Genomic DNA, 16,018 nt, shown 5'->3' with positions numbered 1-16,018 from the left:
AACTCTATCCATGGGAATCCGCCGCCGCGGGTAGGCTGGTGCGGTGATCAGACAGCAGGACAGAGTGTGGGCCGACGAGGCCATCCGCAGAATCAACGCAGAGAACAACAGGTCCGCAGACACCCACCTGTATTCCGTCCCCCTTCCCGAGTACTGGGGCGTCCAGCTGTACCTCAAGGACGAATCAACGCACCGGACCGGCAGCCTGAAGCACCGCCTGGCCCGCTCGCTGTTCCTCTTCGGGCTGGTCAACGGCTGGATCTCGGAAGGCACCACCATCGTCGAAGCCTCCAGCGGGAGCACGGCCGTGTCGGAAGCCTATTTCGCCCAGTTGCTGGGGCTGCCATTCATTGCAGTGATGGCCCGGACCACCAGCCGCGAGAAAATCGCACTGATCGAACAGTTCGGCGGCTCCTGCCTGCTCGTGGACCACGCATCGGAAGTCTACGAGGCCGCCGCGGAACTCGCGCAGCGCACCAACGGCCACTACATGGACCAGTTCACCTACGCCGAGCGGGCCACGGACTGGCGGGGCAACAACAACATCGCGGAGTCCATCTTCGACCAACTTGCCCTGGAAGAGCACCCGATCCCCCGCTGGATCGTGGTGGGCGCAGGCACCGGCGGCACCAGCGCAACCATCGGCCGTTACCTCCGGTATCACCGCCACGACACGGAACTCGCCGTCGTGGACCCGGAGAACTCCGCGTTTTACCCCGGCTGGGTGGAGTGCCGCGACGACGGCGCGGCGTCGGGGGCCACTGGTTTGCCCTCGCGGATCGAGGGCATCGGCCGGGCACGGCTGGAGCCGAGCTTTGTCCCTGCGGTCATCGACCACATGGTCCAGGTTCCGGACGCGGCCTCGGTGGCAGCGATGCGCCATCTGCTCAAGCACACCGGCCTGCACGCCGGACCATCCACCGGCACCAACCTGTGGGGCGTCTGGCAGCTCATCGCGGAGATGATCGCCCAGGGCTGCCGCGGCAGTGTCGTGTCGCTGATGTGCGACGGCGGAGACCGCTACGCCGGGAACTACTACAACCCGGAGTGGCTTCAGTCCCAGGGCCTGGACCCCGAACCGCACGAAGCGACCATCCGGCAATTCTTCGCCACCGGGACCTGGCCGAACTAGGCGCCCCAGTTTCCTAGACCTCGACGCTGTCCCCACTGGAGAGGTGCCGGTATTCGGTGCCGTACTTCGCGCCGAACCGGGTCACATGCCCTTCCACGATTCCGCGCCCGTTGTCATTGAGCAGGGCGTCGTGGATCGGGAAGGCCTTCGGGGCGCGGACTCCAATCACGAAGTCGACCACCTCGCCCACCTTGTTCCAGGGTGCGTGGATCGGCACCAGCAGCGTCCGGACCTCCACCCCGTCGGGCACAATGAACGAATCGCCGGGGTGGTAGACGTTGGAGTCCACGAGATAGCCGATATTGGCCACCACCGGAATCTGCGGATGAATCAGCGCGTGCTGCCCGCCAAAACACCGGACGGAGAACCCTGCCGCCTCGAAGGCCTCGCCGGGGGCTACGGCATGAATCCGCGGCCCGGCGCCGGGCGCCTTGTCGCGCAGTTGCGCCGCGACACCGGCCGGCGCATGCAGCTGCAGGGACGTGCCGGCCAACAGGGCGGCCGCCACGGCGTCGACGTCGATGTGGTCGGCATGTTCGTGGGTGATCAGCACGGCGTCGGCGCCGGCGAGGGCCTGGTCCGTCTCGGAGAAGTTCCCCGGATCGAACACCAGCACCTTGCCGTCCTTCTCGAGCCGGACACAGGCATGCGTGAACTTCGTCAGCTTCATCGGGCCAGCCTAGGGTTCCGCACCGGCGGTGTCCACGCGCCCGGCTGGTAATCTGGGACCTTGCCACCAACCCGTATCGAGACCACAGTGAAGCGAGTTCCACGATGTCCCAAGGCGCCATAGCCGACGGCAGCCGGGCCACGGTGCCGGCTCCTGCCGCGGCCAAGGAGCAGCGTGTCACCAAGCAGCGCCTCGCGGTCAGCGCCGTCCTCGACGAGCTGACGGACTTCGTCAGCACCCAGGAACTGCACCGCATTCTGCAGGACCGCGGCACCTCGGTGTCCCTCGCCACCTCCTACCGGATTCTGCAGTCCCTCGCGGACGAGGGTCTGGTGGACGTCCTTCGGAATGCCGACGGCGAGGCCGTGTACCGGCGTTGCGCCGTCACCGGCCATCACCACCATCTGCTGTGCCGCAGTTGCGGCAAGGCCGTCGAGGTCGAGGCCCCCGCGGTCGAGGCCTGGGCAGCACGGACGGCAACCGAGCACGGCTTCACCTCGGTGGAACACACGGTGGAGATCTTCGGGCTGTGCCCGGACTGCACGGCCCGGGCTGCCGGCTAGTTCCTGGCCCTGCTGGACGGAACAAGGGCCCCGTCGTCGTCGGCGTCGTCGGTGGTGATCAGGATGTTCCCCTCCGAAATGGATTCGGACAGAACGTCGTGCTCAATGGCGGTGGCCAGCGGCTTTTGCTTGACGAAGCACATCAGCACGGCGGCAACCACGGCCAGCGGGACCATCCAGATGAAGATGGGTGTCAGCGCGTCGTTGTAGGAGGAAATGATCGCCTCCTTGATCGGCGCAGGCAGCTGGCTGACCACCGCCGGAGTCAGCGAGTTCGATCCTCCCGGTGTGCCGCCCCCGGTTGCAGTGGCCGGGAGGCGCTCGGCGAGCAGTTCGGCCAGCCGGCTCGCGAAGAGGCTTCCCACCACTGCGGAGCCGAGGGTGGCGCCGATCTGCCGGAAAAAGTTGTTCGACGCCGTTGCGGTACCCACTTCGCGCAGCGGGAAGGAGTTCTGCACGATGAGCACCATGATCTGCATGCTCAGCCCCAGACCCAGGCCCATCACGGCCAGATAGGCGCAGATTTCCCAGAGCGGCGCTCCCGGCGTGAGGGTGGAGAGCAGCACAAGGGCGACAGCGACCAGCACGCCGCCGGCGATCGGCATCCACTTGTAGCGGCCGGTGCGGCTGACCATCTGCCCGGAGACCACTGAGGCAACCAGCAGGGCGCCCATCATCGGGATCATCAGCAGCCCGGATTCGGTGGCGTTGACGCTGAATGCCATCTGGAGGTAGGTCGGCAGGTAGCCGATGGCGCCGAACATCGCCACGCCGATCAGCAGGCCGGCGACCGTCGCAAGATTAAAGTTGCGGTCCTTGAACAGGTGCAGCGGGATGATCGGCTCGGCCGTGCGGCGCTCCACCAGGACGAAGGCGACAGCACTCAGAACGGTTCCGGCGATCAGCGCCAGGATCACGGGGTCGCTCCACTCGTACTTGCTTCCGCCCCAGGTGGCGAACAGCACCAGGCAGGTCGTTGCGATCGCGAGCAGCACCATCCCGCCGAGGTCCAGGCGCGGCTTGCCGCTGTGCTTCGGAAGCTTGAGGAAGAACACCGCGCCGGCCAGCGCGAGCAGGCCCAGGGGGATGTTGATCCAGAACACCCAGCGCCAGCCGGGCCCTTCGGTAAACCAGCCGCCCAGCAGTGGACCGGCAACGGAAGCAATGGCGAAGACCCCGCCCATCATCCCCATGTATTTGCCGCGTTCGCGCGCCGGTACGACGTCGGCGATGACCGCCTGCGAGAGGATCATCAAACCGCCGCCGCCAAGTCCCTGGACCACCCTCGCGGTGATCAGCACACCCATGTCGTTTGCCAGGCCGCCTATGACGGACCCGATCATGAACAGGATGATGGCGGCCATCAGCAGGGCCTTGCGTCCCATCAGGTCACCGAGTTTGCCGTAGATGGGCATGGTGATGGTGGAGGCGAGAATGAAGGCGGTGATGACCCAGAGCATGTCGCTGACGCCGTGGAGTTCGCCCACGATGGTGGGCAGGGCCGTGCTGAGCACGGTCTGGTTCAGGGCCGCCAGGAGCATCGAGAGCATCAGGCCCACGAAGAGCAGCACCATGTGCTGCTTGCCTTCGGCCGGTTCCGCCGCGGGGACTGCGTGCTTGGTCATGAAATCTTCCTTAGTAAATGGTGGAGCAGGGCCAGCGACGGCCCCAGGGTCTCCGGGGAGATACCCTCGACGGGGTCAAAATCAGGGGAGGTGAGATCAAAGCGGATGGGGACTCCGGCGATCATGACCAGCATGCGCGCGGCTTCCTCCAGGCTGAAGCCTTCGGCGCCGGCCGCCCAGACGGGATCCTGGGCCAGTACGCCGGAGATGCCCTGGCAGACGAGGCTCTCGGCCTTGACCATGTAATCCATATGGCGGCGACCCAGTTGGGGATAGCGCGCAATCAGCTGGCGGCGCCGGGCGCGGTCGGTCCCTCCGATCGCTGTCCCGGCGACGGTCACCAGCAGTCGCGAAACCTGCCCGACCAAATCGTCGGCGGTGGTGGAGATCCGGGACAGCTGTTCCTCGTCCAGGACGGGTTCACGCAACCCCAGAATCGCGTCTTCCTTCACCTGGAAATAGTTGAAGAAGGTCCGCGCGGAGACGCCGGCACGGGAGGCGATGGCCTCCACCGTGGTCTGGTCGACGCCGTGCTGCAGGGCAAGGGATGCGGCCGCCTCATGGAGGGCCGTCCAGGTTTCGGCTTTTTTGCGCTCACGCAGGGGCAGCGAAGAAGCGGTAGTCATGGGTTAAATATTGCACGACTGCAATCATTGCACAAATGCATACTTGCATTGATGCAACTAAGCCGTCGGGTGCGGGGCCAGTCAGGTGGCCGGCAGCCCTGCGCCGCGCAGCACCCGGCCGTTCAGGCCGCGCTTAGCCCGGACCCCGCCGGTCACCCGGCAGACGACGTAGATCAGGAAGGACAGGGTGGTCACGTACGGGCTGATGGGGATCCGGCCGCCGAGGGCCAGCAGGATGCCGCCGACGGTGGCCGTCATGGCGAACGCCACACTGAGGATCACCACCAGCCGGGGTGAAGACGTCACCCGCATGGCCGCCGCCGCGGGGGTGATCAGCAGCGCCAGCACCAGCAGGGCGCCGACGATCTGGATGGAGAGCGCCACACTGACGCCGAGCAGCAGCATAAACCCGATAGAAAGAGCCCGCACGGGCACACCGCGGGCCGAGGCGACGTCGGGATCCACGCTGGCGAAGGTCAGCGGGCGCCAGATCGCCACCAGGGCAATCATCACCACGACGGCGGCGCTGGCCAGGACCTGGAGCTGGACGGTTCCGACGGACACGATCTGGCCGGTGAGCAGGCCGAACTTATTGGCGGCGCGCCCCTCATACAGGGACAGGAACAGGATGCCCAGGCCCAGCCCGAACGGCATGATGACGCCGATGATCGAGTTCTTGTCGCGGGCGCGGACGCCCAGCAGGCCCAGCAGCAGCGCCGCCACGACGGATCCCACCAGGGAGCCCAGGACGATGTCCACCCCGATGAGCAGGGCAAAGGCCGCGCCGGCAAAGGAGAGCTCGGAGATCCCATGGACGGCGAAGGCCAGGTCCCGCTTCATCACGAAGGTTCCGATCAAACCGCCGAGCAGGCCCAGCACCGCACCCGCCCAGAGGGAATTCTGCACCAGCGCAAGCAACTCGCCGTAGTTTTCGAAGTTGAAGATTGAATTGAGGAGGCTGTCCAGATCCATCTAGCCCACCTCCCCCGCCACCGCATGGGCGTCCTCGTGGTGATGCGTCGTGGCATCCGGCAGTCCGACGACGATCAGCCGTCCGTTGGCGTTGATCACTTCGACGTGACTGCCGTAAAGATCGGACAGGACTTCCGTGGTCATGACCTCCTCCGGCGGGCCCACCCGGAACCGTCCGCCGGCCAGGTACAACACCCGGTCCACATAGTCCATGATCGGGTTGATCTCATGCGTTACGAACACTACGGCACTGTTTTGGTCGTGGCATTGTTTGTTGATCAGGGCACTGACCGCCTGCTGGTGCTGCAGATCCAGGGACAGCAGGGGCTCGTCGCAGAGCAGCACCTGGGGGTCGGCGGCCAGAGCCTGGGCCACCCGCAACCGCTGCTGCTCGCCGCCGGACAGCTGGCCGACGGGGACCTTTGCGTAATCGGCGGCTCCCACCAACTCAAGCAGCTCATCGATTCTGCGGTTTACTTTCGCCCCGCCGAGCCGGAGCCCCCAGCGGTGGCCGTCGACGCCGAGCCCCACGAGGTCGCGGGCGCGCAGCGGCGTGTCAGGGTCGAAGGACTTCTGCTGCGGAACATAGCCGATCCCCCGATTGCCCCGCTCCACGGGCCGGCCCGCGAGCAAGGCCGAGCCGGAGCTCAGCTCCTGCAGTCCAAGCAACACCTTGAGGAACGTCGTTTTCCCACTGCCATTGGGGCCGAGTACTGCGAAGAATTCACCCGGGTTAATGTCCAGATCCAGGCCCTCCCACAGCGTGCGTTTACCGAACGCGAGGGAGGCTCCACGGAGGCTCACTACGGGTGTCAACTTGGCTTTCCTCGAATTCTGCACAAGCCTCTGGCTCGCACTCTGCGCCAGGAGCGTCTGGCTGGACGGTCTGGCAGGGCTGCCTGGCTGGTCGGTCTTACTACGCAGTCAGGTCACGCTGTCCCGCTAATCTTAGGCCAGCGCCTTGCCGATGTTCTCGACATTGTCTGTCATCCATTGCAGGTAGGACTTGCCCTCGGGCAGGGTCTCGCTGAAGTTCACCACCGGGACCCCGGCAGCTGCTGCCGCATCCTTGACGGCGAGCGTTTGCGGGCCTTCGGTCTGCTGGTTGTAGGCCAGCAGCCTGATGCTGCCCGACCCCATCAGGTCGGTGGTGGCCTTGAGCGCGGCGGGCGGGACGTCGGTGTCTTCTTCGATCGCGGCGGTGTAATCGTCCGGGGTCTGGTTTTCCAGGCCTGCGGCATCGAGCAGATAGAGCGGCACCGGTTCCGTCACGGCGACAGGCGCCGCACCGGCGGAGGCCTTGATTCCAGCCAGCTCGGCTTCGAGGCTGCCGAGAGAATCCTTGAAGGCCGCGGCGTTGCTGCGGAAGGTCTCAGCGGAGGACGGCTCGAGCTCGCCGAGCTTGGCCGCGACGGCGTCAGCCAGCCGGGCCATGGCCGGCAGGCTGTACCAGACGTGCTCGTTAAAGCCGGCAGGTTCATGGCCGTGGCCGTCGGCGTCGGTGGACGCGCCTGCAGTCTCTTCCGGGGCCAGCCCGGAAAGCTCCACGGCATTGAGCACTTTGCCGTGGTCCAGTCCCGTGTCGTCCACGAGCTTATCGAGGAAACTGTCGTAACCGCCGCCGTTTTCGACCACCAACTCGGCTTTTGATACCGCCAGCTTGTCCTGCGTGGTGGCCTCGTAGGAGTGCGGGTCCTGGCTGGTGCGCGTCATGATGGAATTGACGCGCACCTTGTCTGCGCCGATGGTGCTGACAATGTCCCCGTAGACGCTGGTGGAGGCAACGACCTCGACGATTCCGTCGCCGGCGCCGTCCGGCGAACTTCCCGACGTCGGGGCGCACGCCGTCAGCAGCAGGGTGGCGCCAGCAAGGGCGGCGACGATGGCACGGGCAGCGGGACGGTGCACGGGAAACCTCGGATCTGTTATTGAGAATCAGGAGCAATAGCTCGAGTGTATCCCTAAATAGGAATGATTCCTATTTAGGGATACACCGGCAGCTACCGGTCCTGGCCGAGTCTCCGGTAGCCGGTGGCCTGGGTGGCATCCCGGATCTCGCCGACGAGCTGCTCGATGACGTCTTCCAGGAACAGGACGCCCTGGGTGAGGCCGTCCGGGCCGATCACACGGGCCAGGTGCGATCCGGTCCGCTGCATGACGGACATGGCTTTCTCGATTTCGTCGTCCATCGCCAGGTTCGCCAGCGACCGGATGTGGCTCTCCGCAATCGGCTGGTGGTACGCCGCGTCGGGGATGGAGAGCACGTCCTTGATGTGCAGGTAGCCGGAAAGCATCCCGGCGTCGTCAAGCATCGGGAAGCGGGAGAAGCCGGTGCGGCTCACGGCCTTCTCGAACTCCACCGGGGTGGTGTTCGACTTCATCATGACGAGCTTGTCGAGCGGAACCATCACGTCCGACGCGGTGTGTTCCGAGAACTCCAACGCACCGGTGATGAGTCCGGCGTCGTCGTCCACGAGCCCGTGGCGGGTGGATTCCTGCACGATCGACTGGACTTCCTCGAGCGTGAAGGAGGAGGTGACCTCGTCCTTCGGCTCGATCCGCATCAGTTTGAGGATGTGGTTAGCTGACCAGTTGAGCGCCACGATCACCGGCTTCACCAGCCGGGCGATGAACATCAGCGGCGGGGCCAGCAGCAGCGCTGCCTTGTCCGCCACGGAAACCGAAATGTTCTTCGGGACCATCTCGCCGATGGTGACGTGCAGGAAGGTGACCAGCAGCAGGGCGACGGCGAAGGCCACAATGTCGGCGATCTCCACCGGGATGCCGACCGCCTCCAGCGGCACAGCCATCAAGTGGTGGATCGCCGGTTCGGCCACCTGCAGGATCAGCAGCGAGCAGACGGTGATCCCGAGCTGCGCGCAGGCGAGCATCAGCGAGACGTTTTCCATGGCGCGCAAAGTGGTTTGCGCGCGCTTGGATCCTGCCTCGGCGAGCGGCTCGATCTGGCTCCGGCGGGCGGACATGACCGCGAATTCCGCACCAACAAAGAAGGCGTTGCCGAGCAGCAGCACCACAAGCCAGAGAATGCCGGCCCAGTCGCTCATGCCGCACCGACCTGGCCGTTGGAGTGCTCCCCGTGGTGCACCCGGACGGGTTTGAAGCAAATCCGGTCAATCCTGCGTCCGTCCATGCGGGTGACGGCCAAGGTGCCGCCTGCGACGTCGACGGTGTCCCCCACCGCTGCGATCCGGCCCAACTTGCTCATGACGTAGCCTCCCACCGTTTCGTAGGCAGACTCGTCGGGCACGGTCAGGCCCGGGATCTGTTCGGAGAGCTCATCGGGGCGAAGCAGGCCCGGGAAGTACCAGTCCCCCGAAGCGCTCTGCAGCAGTCCCGGGCGGACCTTGTCGTGTTCATCGGCCACTTCCCCGACGATTTCCTCCACGAGGTCCTCCAGGGTGGCGATGCCGGCGGTGCCGCCGTACTCATCCAGGACCACGGCCAGCTGCAGGTTGCCTTCGCGTAATTCGGCCAGCAGGGCGTCCAGGTGAATGGTTTCCGGAACCCGGAGCACGTCCGTCATGATGGCACCGGCCTCCAGCTTGGCGCGCCGGTCCGAGGGAACGGCGATGGCCTTCTTGATGTGCACCACGCCGCGGATGTCGTCCGAGGATTCCCCGATCACCGGGAAACGTGAATAACCGGTGCGGCGTGCGGCTTCCACAATGTCGGAGACCGGCTGGTCGCCATCGATGGTCTCGACCCGGATGCGGGGCGTCATGACGTCCGCCGCCGTGCGGCCCGAGAACTTGAGGGTCCGGGCGATGAAGTTGGCGGTCCCGGCGTCGAGGGTACCCATCGCCGCCGAACGGCGCACAAGGGAGGCCAGCTCGGCCGGAGTCCGCGCGCCCGATATCTCTTCCTTGGCCTCCAGTCCGAAGATATTAAGCACCTTGTTGGAGAAGCCGTTGAGCACCACAATGGCGGGTTTGAAGATTGCCGTGAAGATCAGCTGCGGACGGGCCAGCGCCTTGCCGACCTGGAACGACAGCGCAATGGCCATGTTCTTCGGCACCAGCTCGCCGATCAGCATGGACAGGAGGGTCGCGAAGGCCATCGCCAGGACCAGCGAGACGGAGGAAACTGCGGCTTCCGGCAGGCCAAGGGTGCCCAGTGGGCCTTCCAGCAGTTTGCCCACCGATGGCTCCATGACGTAGCCGGTGAGCAGGGTGGTGATGGTGATGCCCAGCTGGCAGCTGGAGAGCTGCGTGGACAGGGACTTGAGGCATTTGAGCAGGGGCGCGGCGGCAGTATCACCGTCATCCACCGTCCGCTGGACCGTGGCCTGGTCAAGGGCCACGAGGGAAAACTCAACGGCTACGAAGAAGCCGGTACCGAGGATGAGCAGCAGGCCTGCTCCGAGAAGAAGCCACTCCATTTAGCGGCCCGCTTCCGGGCCGGCGGGGCGGCGTGGTGCCTGGTTGCCGGGGTATCGGGTGTCCGGGTATCGGGTGTCCGGGTGCCGGGACTGGCTGCCCGGCGGAGGATGGTCAGCCGAGGCCGACCCTGCTTCCTGGCAGGACCCTGTTTTCTGAAAGGCACTTGGCTGGTGTGCCGCCGGAGAATGATGGGCGCGTGTTCGGGGTTTGCCGGCTCGTCGGGTGGACTGCGCGGGAAGGGTTTCCGTTCCCCGCTGACAGCCCCCAGGCCGGCACCTAGATTTACTGTCCATAAGAGTTTTAGTCTACAGGAGCGCCAGGCGCCGGCCGCCGTCGTGACACCGCAGGTGATGCCCGACGGCGGCCGCTTCCGCCAGCGGTGCAGCTCACCAGCTATGCGGGACCGGACGGCCTTCCTCATACCCGGCCGCGGACTGGATTCCCGCGACAGCGCGTTCCCGGAACTGCGCGAGGTCCGCAGCGCCGGCATAGCTCATCGAGCTGCGGAGCCCTGCAGTGATCATGTCCAGCAGGTCCTCGACGCCGGGCCGCGCCGGATCGATGAACATCCGGGAGGTGGAGATGCCTTCCTCGAAGAGGGCCTTGCGGTCCTTTTCGAAGGCGCCCTCGCGCTGGTTGCGGTTCTGCACGGCGCGTGCCGACGCCATGCCGAAGCTCTCCTTGAACTGCCGCCCGGCGGCGTCCTGCTGCAGATCCCCGGGGCTCTCGTGCGTGCCGGCGAACCAGGATCCGATCATCACCTGGCTGGCGCCGGCGGCCAGGGCCAGTGCGACGTCGCGGGGGTAGCGGACTCCGCCGTCGGCCCAGACGCGCCCGCCGGCAGCCCGAGCGGCAGCCGAGCACTCAAGGACAGCGGAGAACTGCGGCCTGCCCACGGCCGTCATCATGCGCGTGGTGCACATGGCCCCGGGACCAACGCCGACCTTGACGATGTCCGCGCCGGCCTGGATGAGTTCGCGCGTCGCCTCCGCTGTGACCACGTTCCCTGCCACCACGGGAACGCCGGGGTTGAGGGCCTTCACCGCGGCCAGGGCGTCAAACATCTTCTGCTGGTGGCCGTGTGCGGTGTCGAGGACCAGCACGTTGACCCCGGCGGCGAGGAGTTCCGAGGCACGCCCGGCGACATCGCCGTTGATTCCGACGGCGGCGGCCACCTTAAGCCGGCCGGCAGGGTCCAGCGAGGGCCGGTACAGCGTGGAGCGCAGGGCACCCTTCCGCGTAAGGACGCCGGCCAGGACGCCGTCCCGCTGCACGGGGACAAAGTCGGTGCCGGCGGCGTCCATCGCGTCGAAGGCCCGGCGCAGGCCGGCCCCCGATCCGGCGCCCGATCCGCCGCCCGATCCGCCGCCGTCGGGCGAGTCTTCCAGCAGTGCCGCATCCAGTACCAGCGGCTGGTGCCGCATCACCGAGGCGAGCGAGGCAAACCGGTCCTGGCCCTCACAGTCCGAGGCCCGGACGACGCCGGTCACGGCACCCGAGTCATCCACGACCATGATCGCCCCGTGCGGACGCTTGCCCATCAGGTGCAGGGCATCAATGACCGTGTCGGCCGGAGACAGCGTGACCGGGGTTTCCAGGACGCTGTGGCGGGCCTTGATCCAGGCGGTGACGTCCCGGATCACGTCCAGCGGCACGTCCTGCGGCAGGACCGCCAGCCCGCCGCGCCGGGCCATGGTCTCGGCCATCCGCTTGCCGGTCACCGCCGTCATGTTGGCCGCGACGAGGGGAATGGCGGAGCCTGTCCCGTCGTCCGCCGCCAGGTCCACATCCAGCCGGGAGGTGACATCGGAACGGGACGGAACAAGGAAGAGGTCCGAATAGGTCAGGTCGGTGGTGGGATCGGTCAGGAAACGCACGGTTGCTCCTTAAATAGGCATTCCGGTGCTCAACGGGTTCTCAGTGTGATTCTAGCGAGGCTTCCCGCAGGTGCCGGCCACCGCCCGGCGTCTGGCCGGCACCTGTCCGGCACCTGTCCGGGCGGCCGCTCCGGCCGGCCTCCGGACTGCCAAATGGGGTGCCGTGACGGCGCGTTGAGACGACTTGATGATTTGAGTCACCCTTATTGGCGGTTTGGCAAGAATCGTCACTAGACTGGCATGGGTCTGGGTTCACTGGACGCGGAGACTGGTTCAATTGGCGTGCTACGGCACCGTGAAACCAGTGGGAATCAAACTCATGGAAGAGGCGTAATTCAAGTGCCAGAGCAGCCTAGCCACCGTCTACCAGAGGAATTTGGCGGAAACGAGTGGCTCGTTGACGAACTGTACGAGCGGTATCAGCAGGACAAGAACACGGTGGATGCCAAATGGTGGCCCCTGTTCGAATCCTTCGATGCCGGCGACAGTTCTTCCACCAACGGAGCCTCAGGCGCAGCGACAGTTGCGCACCCCGCCACCCGCGAACTTCCCGTAGTAGCCCCGGCTGCCGCGACGGCAACGCAGCCGGCCGCGCCCGCCCCTGCCGCTGCCCCCGCCGCGCCTGCCGCTGCCCCCGCCGCGGCGAAGAAGGCCCCGGCCACCGTGGCCCGCGACGGCTCCAAGACCTCGGAAGCCGGCCCCGGCACGGCACCGATCCCGGCCCAGCTCCCCAAGAACATCAAGGCCCCGACCGCCCCCGAGGAAGATGTTGTGTCCGTCCTCCGCGGCCCGGCCAAGGCCATCGCCACCAACATGATCACGAGCCTGGAGGTCCCGACCGCCACCAGCGTGCGGGCGATCCCGGCGAAGCTGCTGATCGACAACCGCGTAGTCATCAACTCCAACCTGGCCCGTGCCCGCGGCGGCAAGGTGTCCTTCACACACCTGATCGGCTACGCCGTCATCCGCGCCCTGGCCCAGTTCCCGTCGATGAACGTCTACTACGACGAGGTCGACGGCAAGCCTGTCGCGGTCCAGCCGGCGCACGTGAACTTCGGCATCGCCATCGACATGCCGAAGCCCGACGGCTCCCGCCTGCTGATGGTGCCCAACATCAAGAAGGCGGAGACCCTCAACTTCTCCGAGTTCTGGCACACCTACGAGGACCTGATCAAGCGTGCCCGCGCCGGCAAGCTGACCGCCGACGACCACTCCGGAACCACGGTCTCGCTGACCAACCCCGGCGGTATCGGAACCGTGCACTCGGTGCCGCGCCTGTCCAAGGGCCAGGCCGCCATCATCGGCGTCGGCGCACTGGACTACCCGGCAGAATTCCAGGGGGCCAGCGCCAAGATCATCGCGCACAACGCCATCAGCAAGGTCCTCACCCTGACCTCCACCTACGACCACCGCGTCATTCAGGGTGCCGGCAGCGGAGAGTTCCTGAAGCTCGTGCACCAGCTCCTGCTGGGCGCGCAGAACTTCTACGATGAGATCTTCGAGTCCCTGCGCATCCCGTACGAGCCCGTGCGCTGGAGCCCGGACCTGCAGGTGGACCCGGCCGACGAGATCAACAAGGTCGCCCGGATCCAGCAGCTCATCCACGCCTACCGGGTCCGCGGCCACCTCATGGCGGACACCGATCCGCTCGAGTACGTCCAGCGCAAGCACCCGGACCTCGACGTCCTCACCTACGGCCTTACGCTGTGGGACCTGGACCGCGAGTGGCCCACGGGCGGCTTCGGCGGAAAGCCGATGCTCGCCTTCCGCGACATCCTCGGCGTGCTCCGCGATGCCTACTGCCGCACCACTGGCATTGAATACATGCACATCCAGGACCCGGAAGAACGCAAGTGGTTCCAGGACCAGATCGAGCACCCGTACTCCAAGCCGAGCCGTGACGAGCAGCTCCGCATCGTCTCCAAGCTCAACGCGGCCGAGGCCTTCGAGACCTTCCTGCAGACGAAGTTCGTCGGCCAGAAACGCTTCTCGCTTGAGGGCGGCGAGTCCCTGATCCCGCTGCTGGACGCCATCATCTCCGATGCGGCCGACGACGAACTCGACGAAGTGGCGATCGGCATGGCCCACCGCGGCCGGCTCAACGTGCTCACGAACATTGCCGGCAAGACCTACGCCCAGGTCTTCCGCGAATTCGAAGGCACCCAGGACCCGCGCTCCGTGCAGGGCTCCGGCGACGTGAAGTACCACCTTGGCACCGAGGGCACCTTCACCTCGGACAACGGCAAGGAGACCAAGGTCTACCTCGCTGCCAACCCGTCCCACCTCGAAGCTGTGGACTCCGTCCTCGAGGGCATCGTCCGCGCCAAGCAGGACCGCCTCGACCAGGGCGAAGCCTTCCCCGTGCTGCCGATCATGGTGCACGGCGACGCCGCTTTCGCCGGCCAGGGCGTGGTGGCGGAAACGCTGAACCTCTCCCAGCTGCGCGGCTACCGCACCGGCGGCACCATCCACGTCGTGGTCAACAACCAGGTCGGCTTCACCACCGCCCCGTCGTCGTCCCGTTCGTCCACTTACTCCACGGACGTCGCCAAGATGATCCAGGCGCCGGTGTTCCACGTCAACGGTGATGACCCGGAAGCTGTGGTCCGCATCGGACAGCTCGCCTATGAGTTCCGCCAGCGGTTCCACAAGGACGTTGTCATCGACATGGTCTGCTACCGCCGCCGAGGCCACAATGAGGGCGACGACCCCTCCATGACCCAGCCGCTGATGTACAACCTGATCGAGGCCAAGCGTTCGGTCCGCAAGCTGTACACCGAATCCCTGATCGGCCGCGGTGACATCACCGAAGAAGAAGCCGAACAGCTGCTGCGCGACTACCAGGAACGCCTGGAGCGGGTCTTCGCCGAGACCCACGCCGCGCAGACCTCCCCGATTCCGATCATCAAGGCGGATTCCGCCGCGGTGTCCGATCTGGAGCGTCCGATGGCCCAGCAGACCGATTCCGGCATCAGCGCCCCGGCCTCGACGGCGATCTCCGCCGAGACCCTGGCGCGCATCGGCAAGGCGCACGTCGACATCCCCGACGGCTTCACGGTCCACGCCAAGCTCAAGCAGCTGCTGGAGAAGCGTGAAGTGATGTCCCGCGAAGGGGGCATCGACTGGGGCTTCGGCGAGCTGGCCGCTTTCGGTTCGCTCATCATGGAAGGCGTCCCCGTCCGGCTCGCCGGCCAGGACTCGCGCCGCGGCACGTTCGTGCAGCGCCACGCCGTCTTCCACGACCGCGCCAACGGCGACGAGTGGCTGCCCCTGGCCCACCTCTCCGAGGACCAGGCGAAGCTGTGGATCTACGACTCCCTGCTGTCCGAATACGCGGCCATGGGCTTCGAATACGGCTACTCGGTGGAACGCCCGGATGCCCTGGTGCTCTGGGAGGCGCAGTTCGGTGACTTCGTCAACGGCGCGCAGACCATCATCGATGAGTTCATCTCCTCGGCCGAGCAGAAGTGGGGCCAGCGCTCATCGCTGGTGCTGATGCTGCCGCACGGCTACGAAGGCCAGGGACCGGACCACTCGTCCGCCCGGATCGAGCGCTTCCTGCAGATGTGCGCCGAACAGAACATGATCGTGGCCAACCCCACGACCTCGGCGTCGCACTTCCACCTGCTGCGCCGCCAGGCGTACAGCCGGCCGCGCAAGCCGCTGATCATCTTCACGCCGAAGCAGTTGCTCCGTCTCAAGGCCGCTGCGTCATCGGTGGAGGACTTCACCACCGGCACCTTCCAGACGGTCATCCCCGAGCACGAGCAGCTGCAGGGCGACGCCGTCGAGCGTGTCCTGCTGGTGTCCGGCCGGCTGTACTACGACCTGCTGTCCACCCGGCAGAAGACCGGAGACAAGACGACGGCGATCGTCCGGGTCGAGCAGCTGTACCCGCTGCCCGCCGCCGAGATCGCCACCGAGCTTGCCAAGTACCCGAACGCCGAGGTTGTCTGGGCACAGGACGAGCCCGCCAACCAGGGGCCGTGGCCGTTCATCGGCCTCAACCTTCCGGACGCCCTGGACCGCAGGGTCCGCCTCGTTTCCCGCCCCGCTTCGGCTTCCACTGCGGCAGGATCGATGAAACGCCACGCGGCGGAGCAGGACGCGCTGCTCAAGCAGGCATTCGCACGTAAGTAAGGTCAGCGCTGCC

At 66.3% G+C, this 16,018-nt stretch carries 12 protein-coding genes; 3 read left to right on the top strand and 9 right to left on the bottom strand.

All coding sequences use genetic code 11. The features are described 5' to 3' along the window. Positions 1-43 precede the first annotated feature (43 nt). The gene (locus ABIB29_RS02895; protein WP_354169864.1) at positions 44-1,132 is read left to right on the top strand and encodes a PLP-dependent cysteine synthase family protein; all 1,089 of its coding nucleotides are present in this window, start codon (positions 44-46) and stop codon (positions 1,130-1,132) included. A 13-nt stretch (positions 1,133-1,145) separates the two neighbouring features. Here ABIB29_RS02895 and ABIB29_RS02890 read toward each other — a convergent pair whose 3' ends face one another. Further along, positions 1,146-1,802: an MBL fold metallo-hydrolase gene (locus ABIB29_RS02890; protein ID WP_354169862.1), complete on the bottom strand. Its 657-nt coding sequence runs from the start codon at positions 1,800-1,802 to the stop codon at positions 1,146-1,148. A gap of 104 nt (positions 1,803-1,906) precedes the next feature. Here ABIB29_RS02890 and ABIB29_RS02885 point away from each other — a divergent pair, with 104 nt between their 5' ends. Further along, positions 1,907-2,365: a Fur family transcriptional regulator gene (locus ABIB29_RS02885; protein WP_354169860.1), complete on the top strand. Its 459-nt coding sequence runs from the start codon at positions 1,907-1,909 to the stop codon at positions 2,363-2,365. On the opposite strand, the gene ABIB29_RS02880 is transcribed toward ABIB29_RS02885, so the two are convergent. The 8 genes from ABIB29_RS02880 to ABIB29_RS02845 all read right to left on the bottom strand — a co-directional run bounded on the left by ABIB29_RS02880 (position 2,362) and on the right by ABIB29_RS02845 (position 11,865). Beyond that, positions 2,362-3,990 (bottom strand): MDR family MFS transporter, encoded by a 1,629-nt coding sequence (locus ABIB29_RS02880; protein ID WP_354169858.1) that lies wholly within the window; start codon positions 3,988-3,990, stop codon positions 2,362-2,364. The two genes, ABIB29_RS02885 and ABIB29_RS02880, sit on opposite strands and share 4 nt — an antisense overlap. Then, positions 3,987-4,616: a TetR/AcrR family transcriptional regulator gene (locus ABIB29_RS02875; RefSeq protein ID WP_354169856.1), complete on the bottom strand. Its 630-nt coding sequence runs from the start codon at positions 4,614-4,616 to the stop codon at positions 3,987-3,989. The genes ABIB29_RS02880 and ABIB29_RS02875 overlap by 4 nt, the downstream gene beginning before the upstream one ends. Positions 4,617-4,697: 81 nt before the next feature. Further along, on the bottom strand, positions 4,698-5,588 hold the full coding sequence (locus tag ABIB29_RS02870; RefSeq protein WP_354169854.1) for a metal ABC transporter permease: 891 nt from the start codon (positions 5,586-5,588) through the stop codon (positions 4,698-4,700). Further along, positions 5,589-6,404: a metal ABC transporter ATP-binding protein gene (locus ABIB29_RS02865; protein ID WP_354169852.1), complete on the bottom strand. Its 816-nt coding sequence runs from the start codon at positions 6,402-6,404 to the stop codon at positions 5,589-5,591. Between the two features lie 132 nt (positions 6,405-6,536). Next, entirely contained in the window at positions 6,537-7,496 is a 960-nt protein-coding gene (locus ABIB29_RS02860; RefSeq protein ID WP_354169850.1) for a metal ABC transporter solute-binding protein, Zn/Mn family, read from the bottom strand. Between the two features lie 92 nt (positions 7,497-7,588). After that, a complete protein-coding gene (locus ABIB29_RS02855; protein WP_354169848.1) occupies positions 7,589-8,653 on the bottom strand; it encodes a hemolysin family protein in 1,065 nt (354 codons plus the stop codon). Further along, positions 8,650-9,987, bottom strand: coding sequence for a hemolysin family protein (locus ABIB29_RS02850; protein ID WP_354169846.1), 1,338 nt, complete (start codon positions 9,985-9,987; stop codon positions 8,650-8,652). Before ABIB29_RS02850 ends, ABIB29_RS02855 begins: the two co-directional genes overlap by 4 nt. Positions 9,988-10,374: 387 nt before the next feature. Further along, positions 10,375-11,865, bottom strand: coding sequence for a GuaB1 family IMP dehydrogenase-related protein (locus ABIB29_RS02845; protein ID WP_354169844.1), 1,491 nt, complete (start codon positions 11,863-11,865; stop codon positions 10,375-10,377). A gap of 339 nt (positions 11,866-12,204) precedes the next feature. Here ABIB29_RS02845 and ABIB29_RS02840 point away from each other — a divergent pair, with 339 nt between their 5' ends. After that, the gene (locus ABIB29_RS02840) at positions 12,205-16,005 is read left to right on the top strand and encodes a multifunctional oxoglutarate decarboxylase/oxoglutarate dehydrogenase thiamine pyrophosphate-binding subunit/dihydrolipoyllysine-residue succinyltransferase subunit (RefSeq protein WP_354169842.1); all 3,801 of its coding nucleotides are present in this window, start codon (positions 12,205-12,207) and stop codon (positions 16,003-16,005) included. Positions 16,006-16,018: the final 13 nt, after the last annotated feature.

The organism is Arthrobacter sp. UYEF36, from assembly GCF_040547025.1.
Classification (GTDB): Bacteria; Actinomycetota; Actinomycetes; order Actinomycetales; family Micrococcaceae; genus Arthrobacter.
This window is presented reverse-complemented; position numbering and strand designations above follow the sequence as displayed.

Bases quoted from the DNA above. Each gene is read 5' to 3' on its own strand.
- ABIB29_RS02870 (WP_354169854.1), bottom strand. From the start codon at position 5,588: ATGGATCTGGACAGCCTCCTCAATTCAATCTTCAACTTCGAAAACTAC.
- ABIB29_RS02875 (WP_354169856.1), bottom strand. From the start codon at position 4,616: ATGACTACCGCTTCTTCGCTGCCCCTGCGTGAGCGCAAAAAAGCCGAA.
- ABIB29_RS02850 (WP_354169846.1), bottom strand. From the start codon at position 9,987: ATGGAGTGGCTTCTTCTCGGAGCAGGCCTGCTGCTCATCCTCGGTACC.
- ABIB29_RS02890 (WP_354169862.1), bottom strand. From the start codon at position 1,802: ATGAAGCTGACGAAGTTCACGCATGCCTGTGTCCGGCTCGAGAAGGAC.
- ABIB29_RS02885 (WP_354169860.1), top strand. From the start codon at position 1,907: ATGTCCCAAGGCGCCATAGCCGACGGCAGCCGGGCCACGGTGCCGGCT.
- ABIB29_RS02880 (WP_354169858.1), bottom strand. From the start codon at position 3,990: ATGACCAAGCACGCAGTCCCCGCGGCGGAACCGGCCGAAGGCAAGCAG.
- ABIB29_RS02855 (WP_354169848.1), bottom strand. From the start codon at position 8,653: ATGAGCGACTGGGCCGGCATTCTCTGGCTTGTGGTGCTGCTGCTCGGC.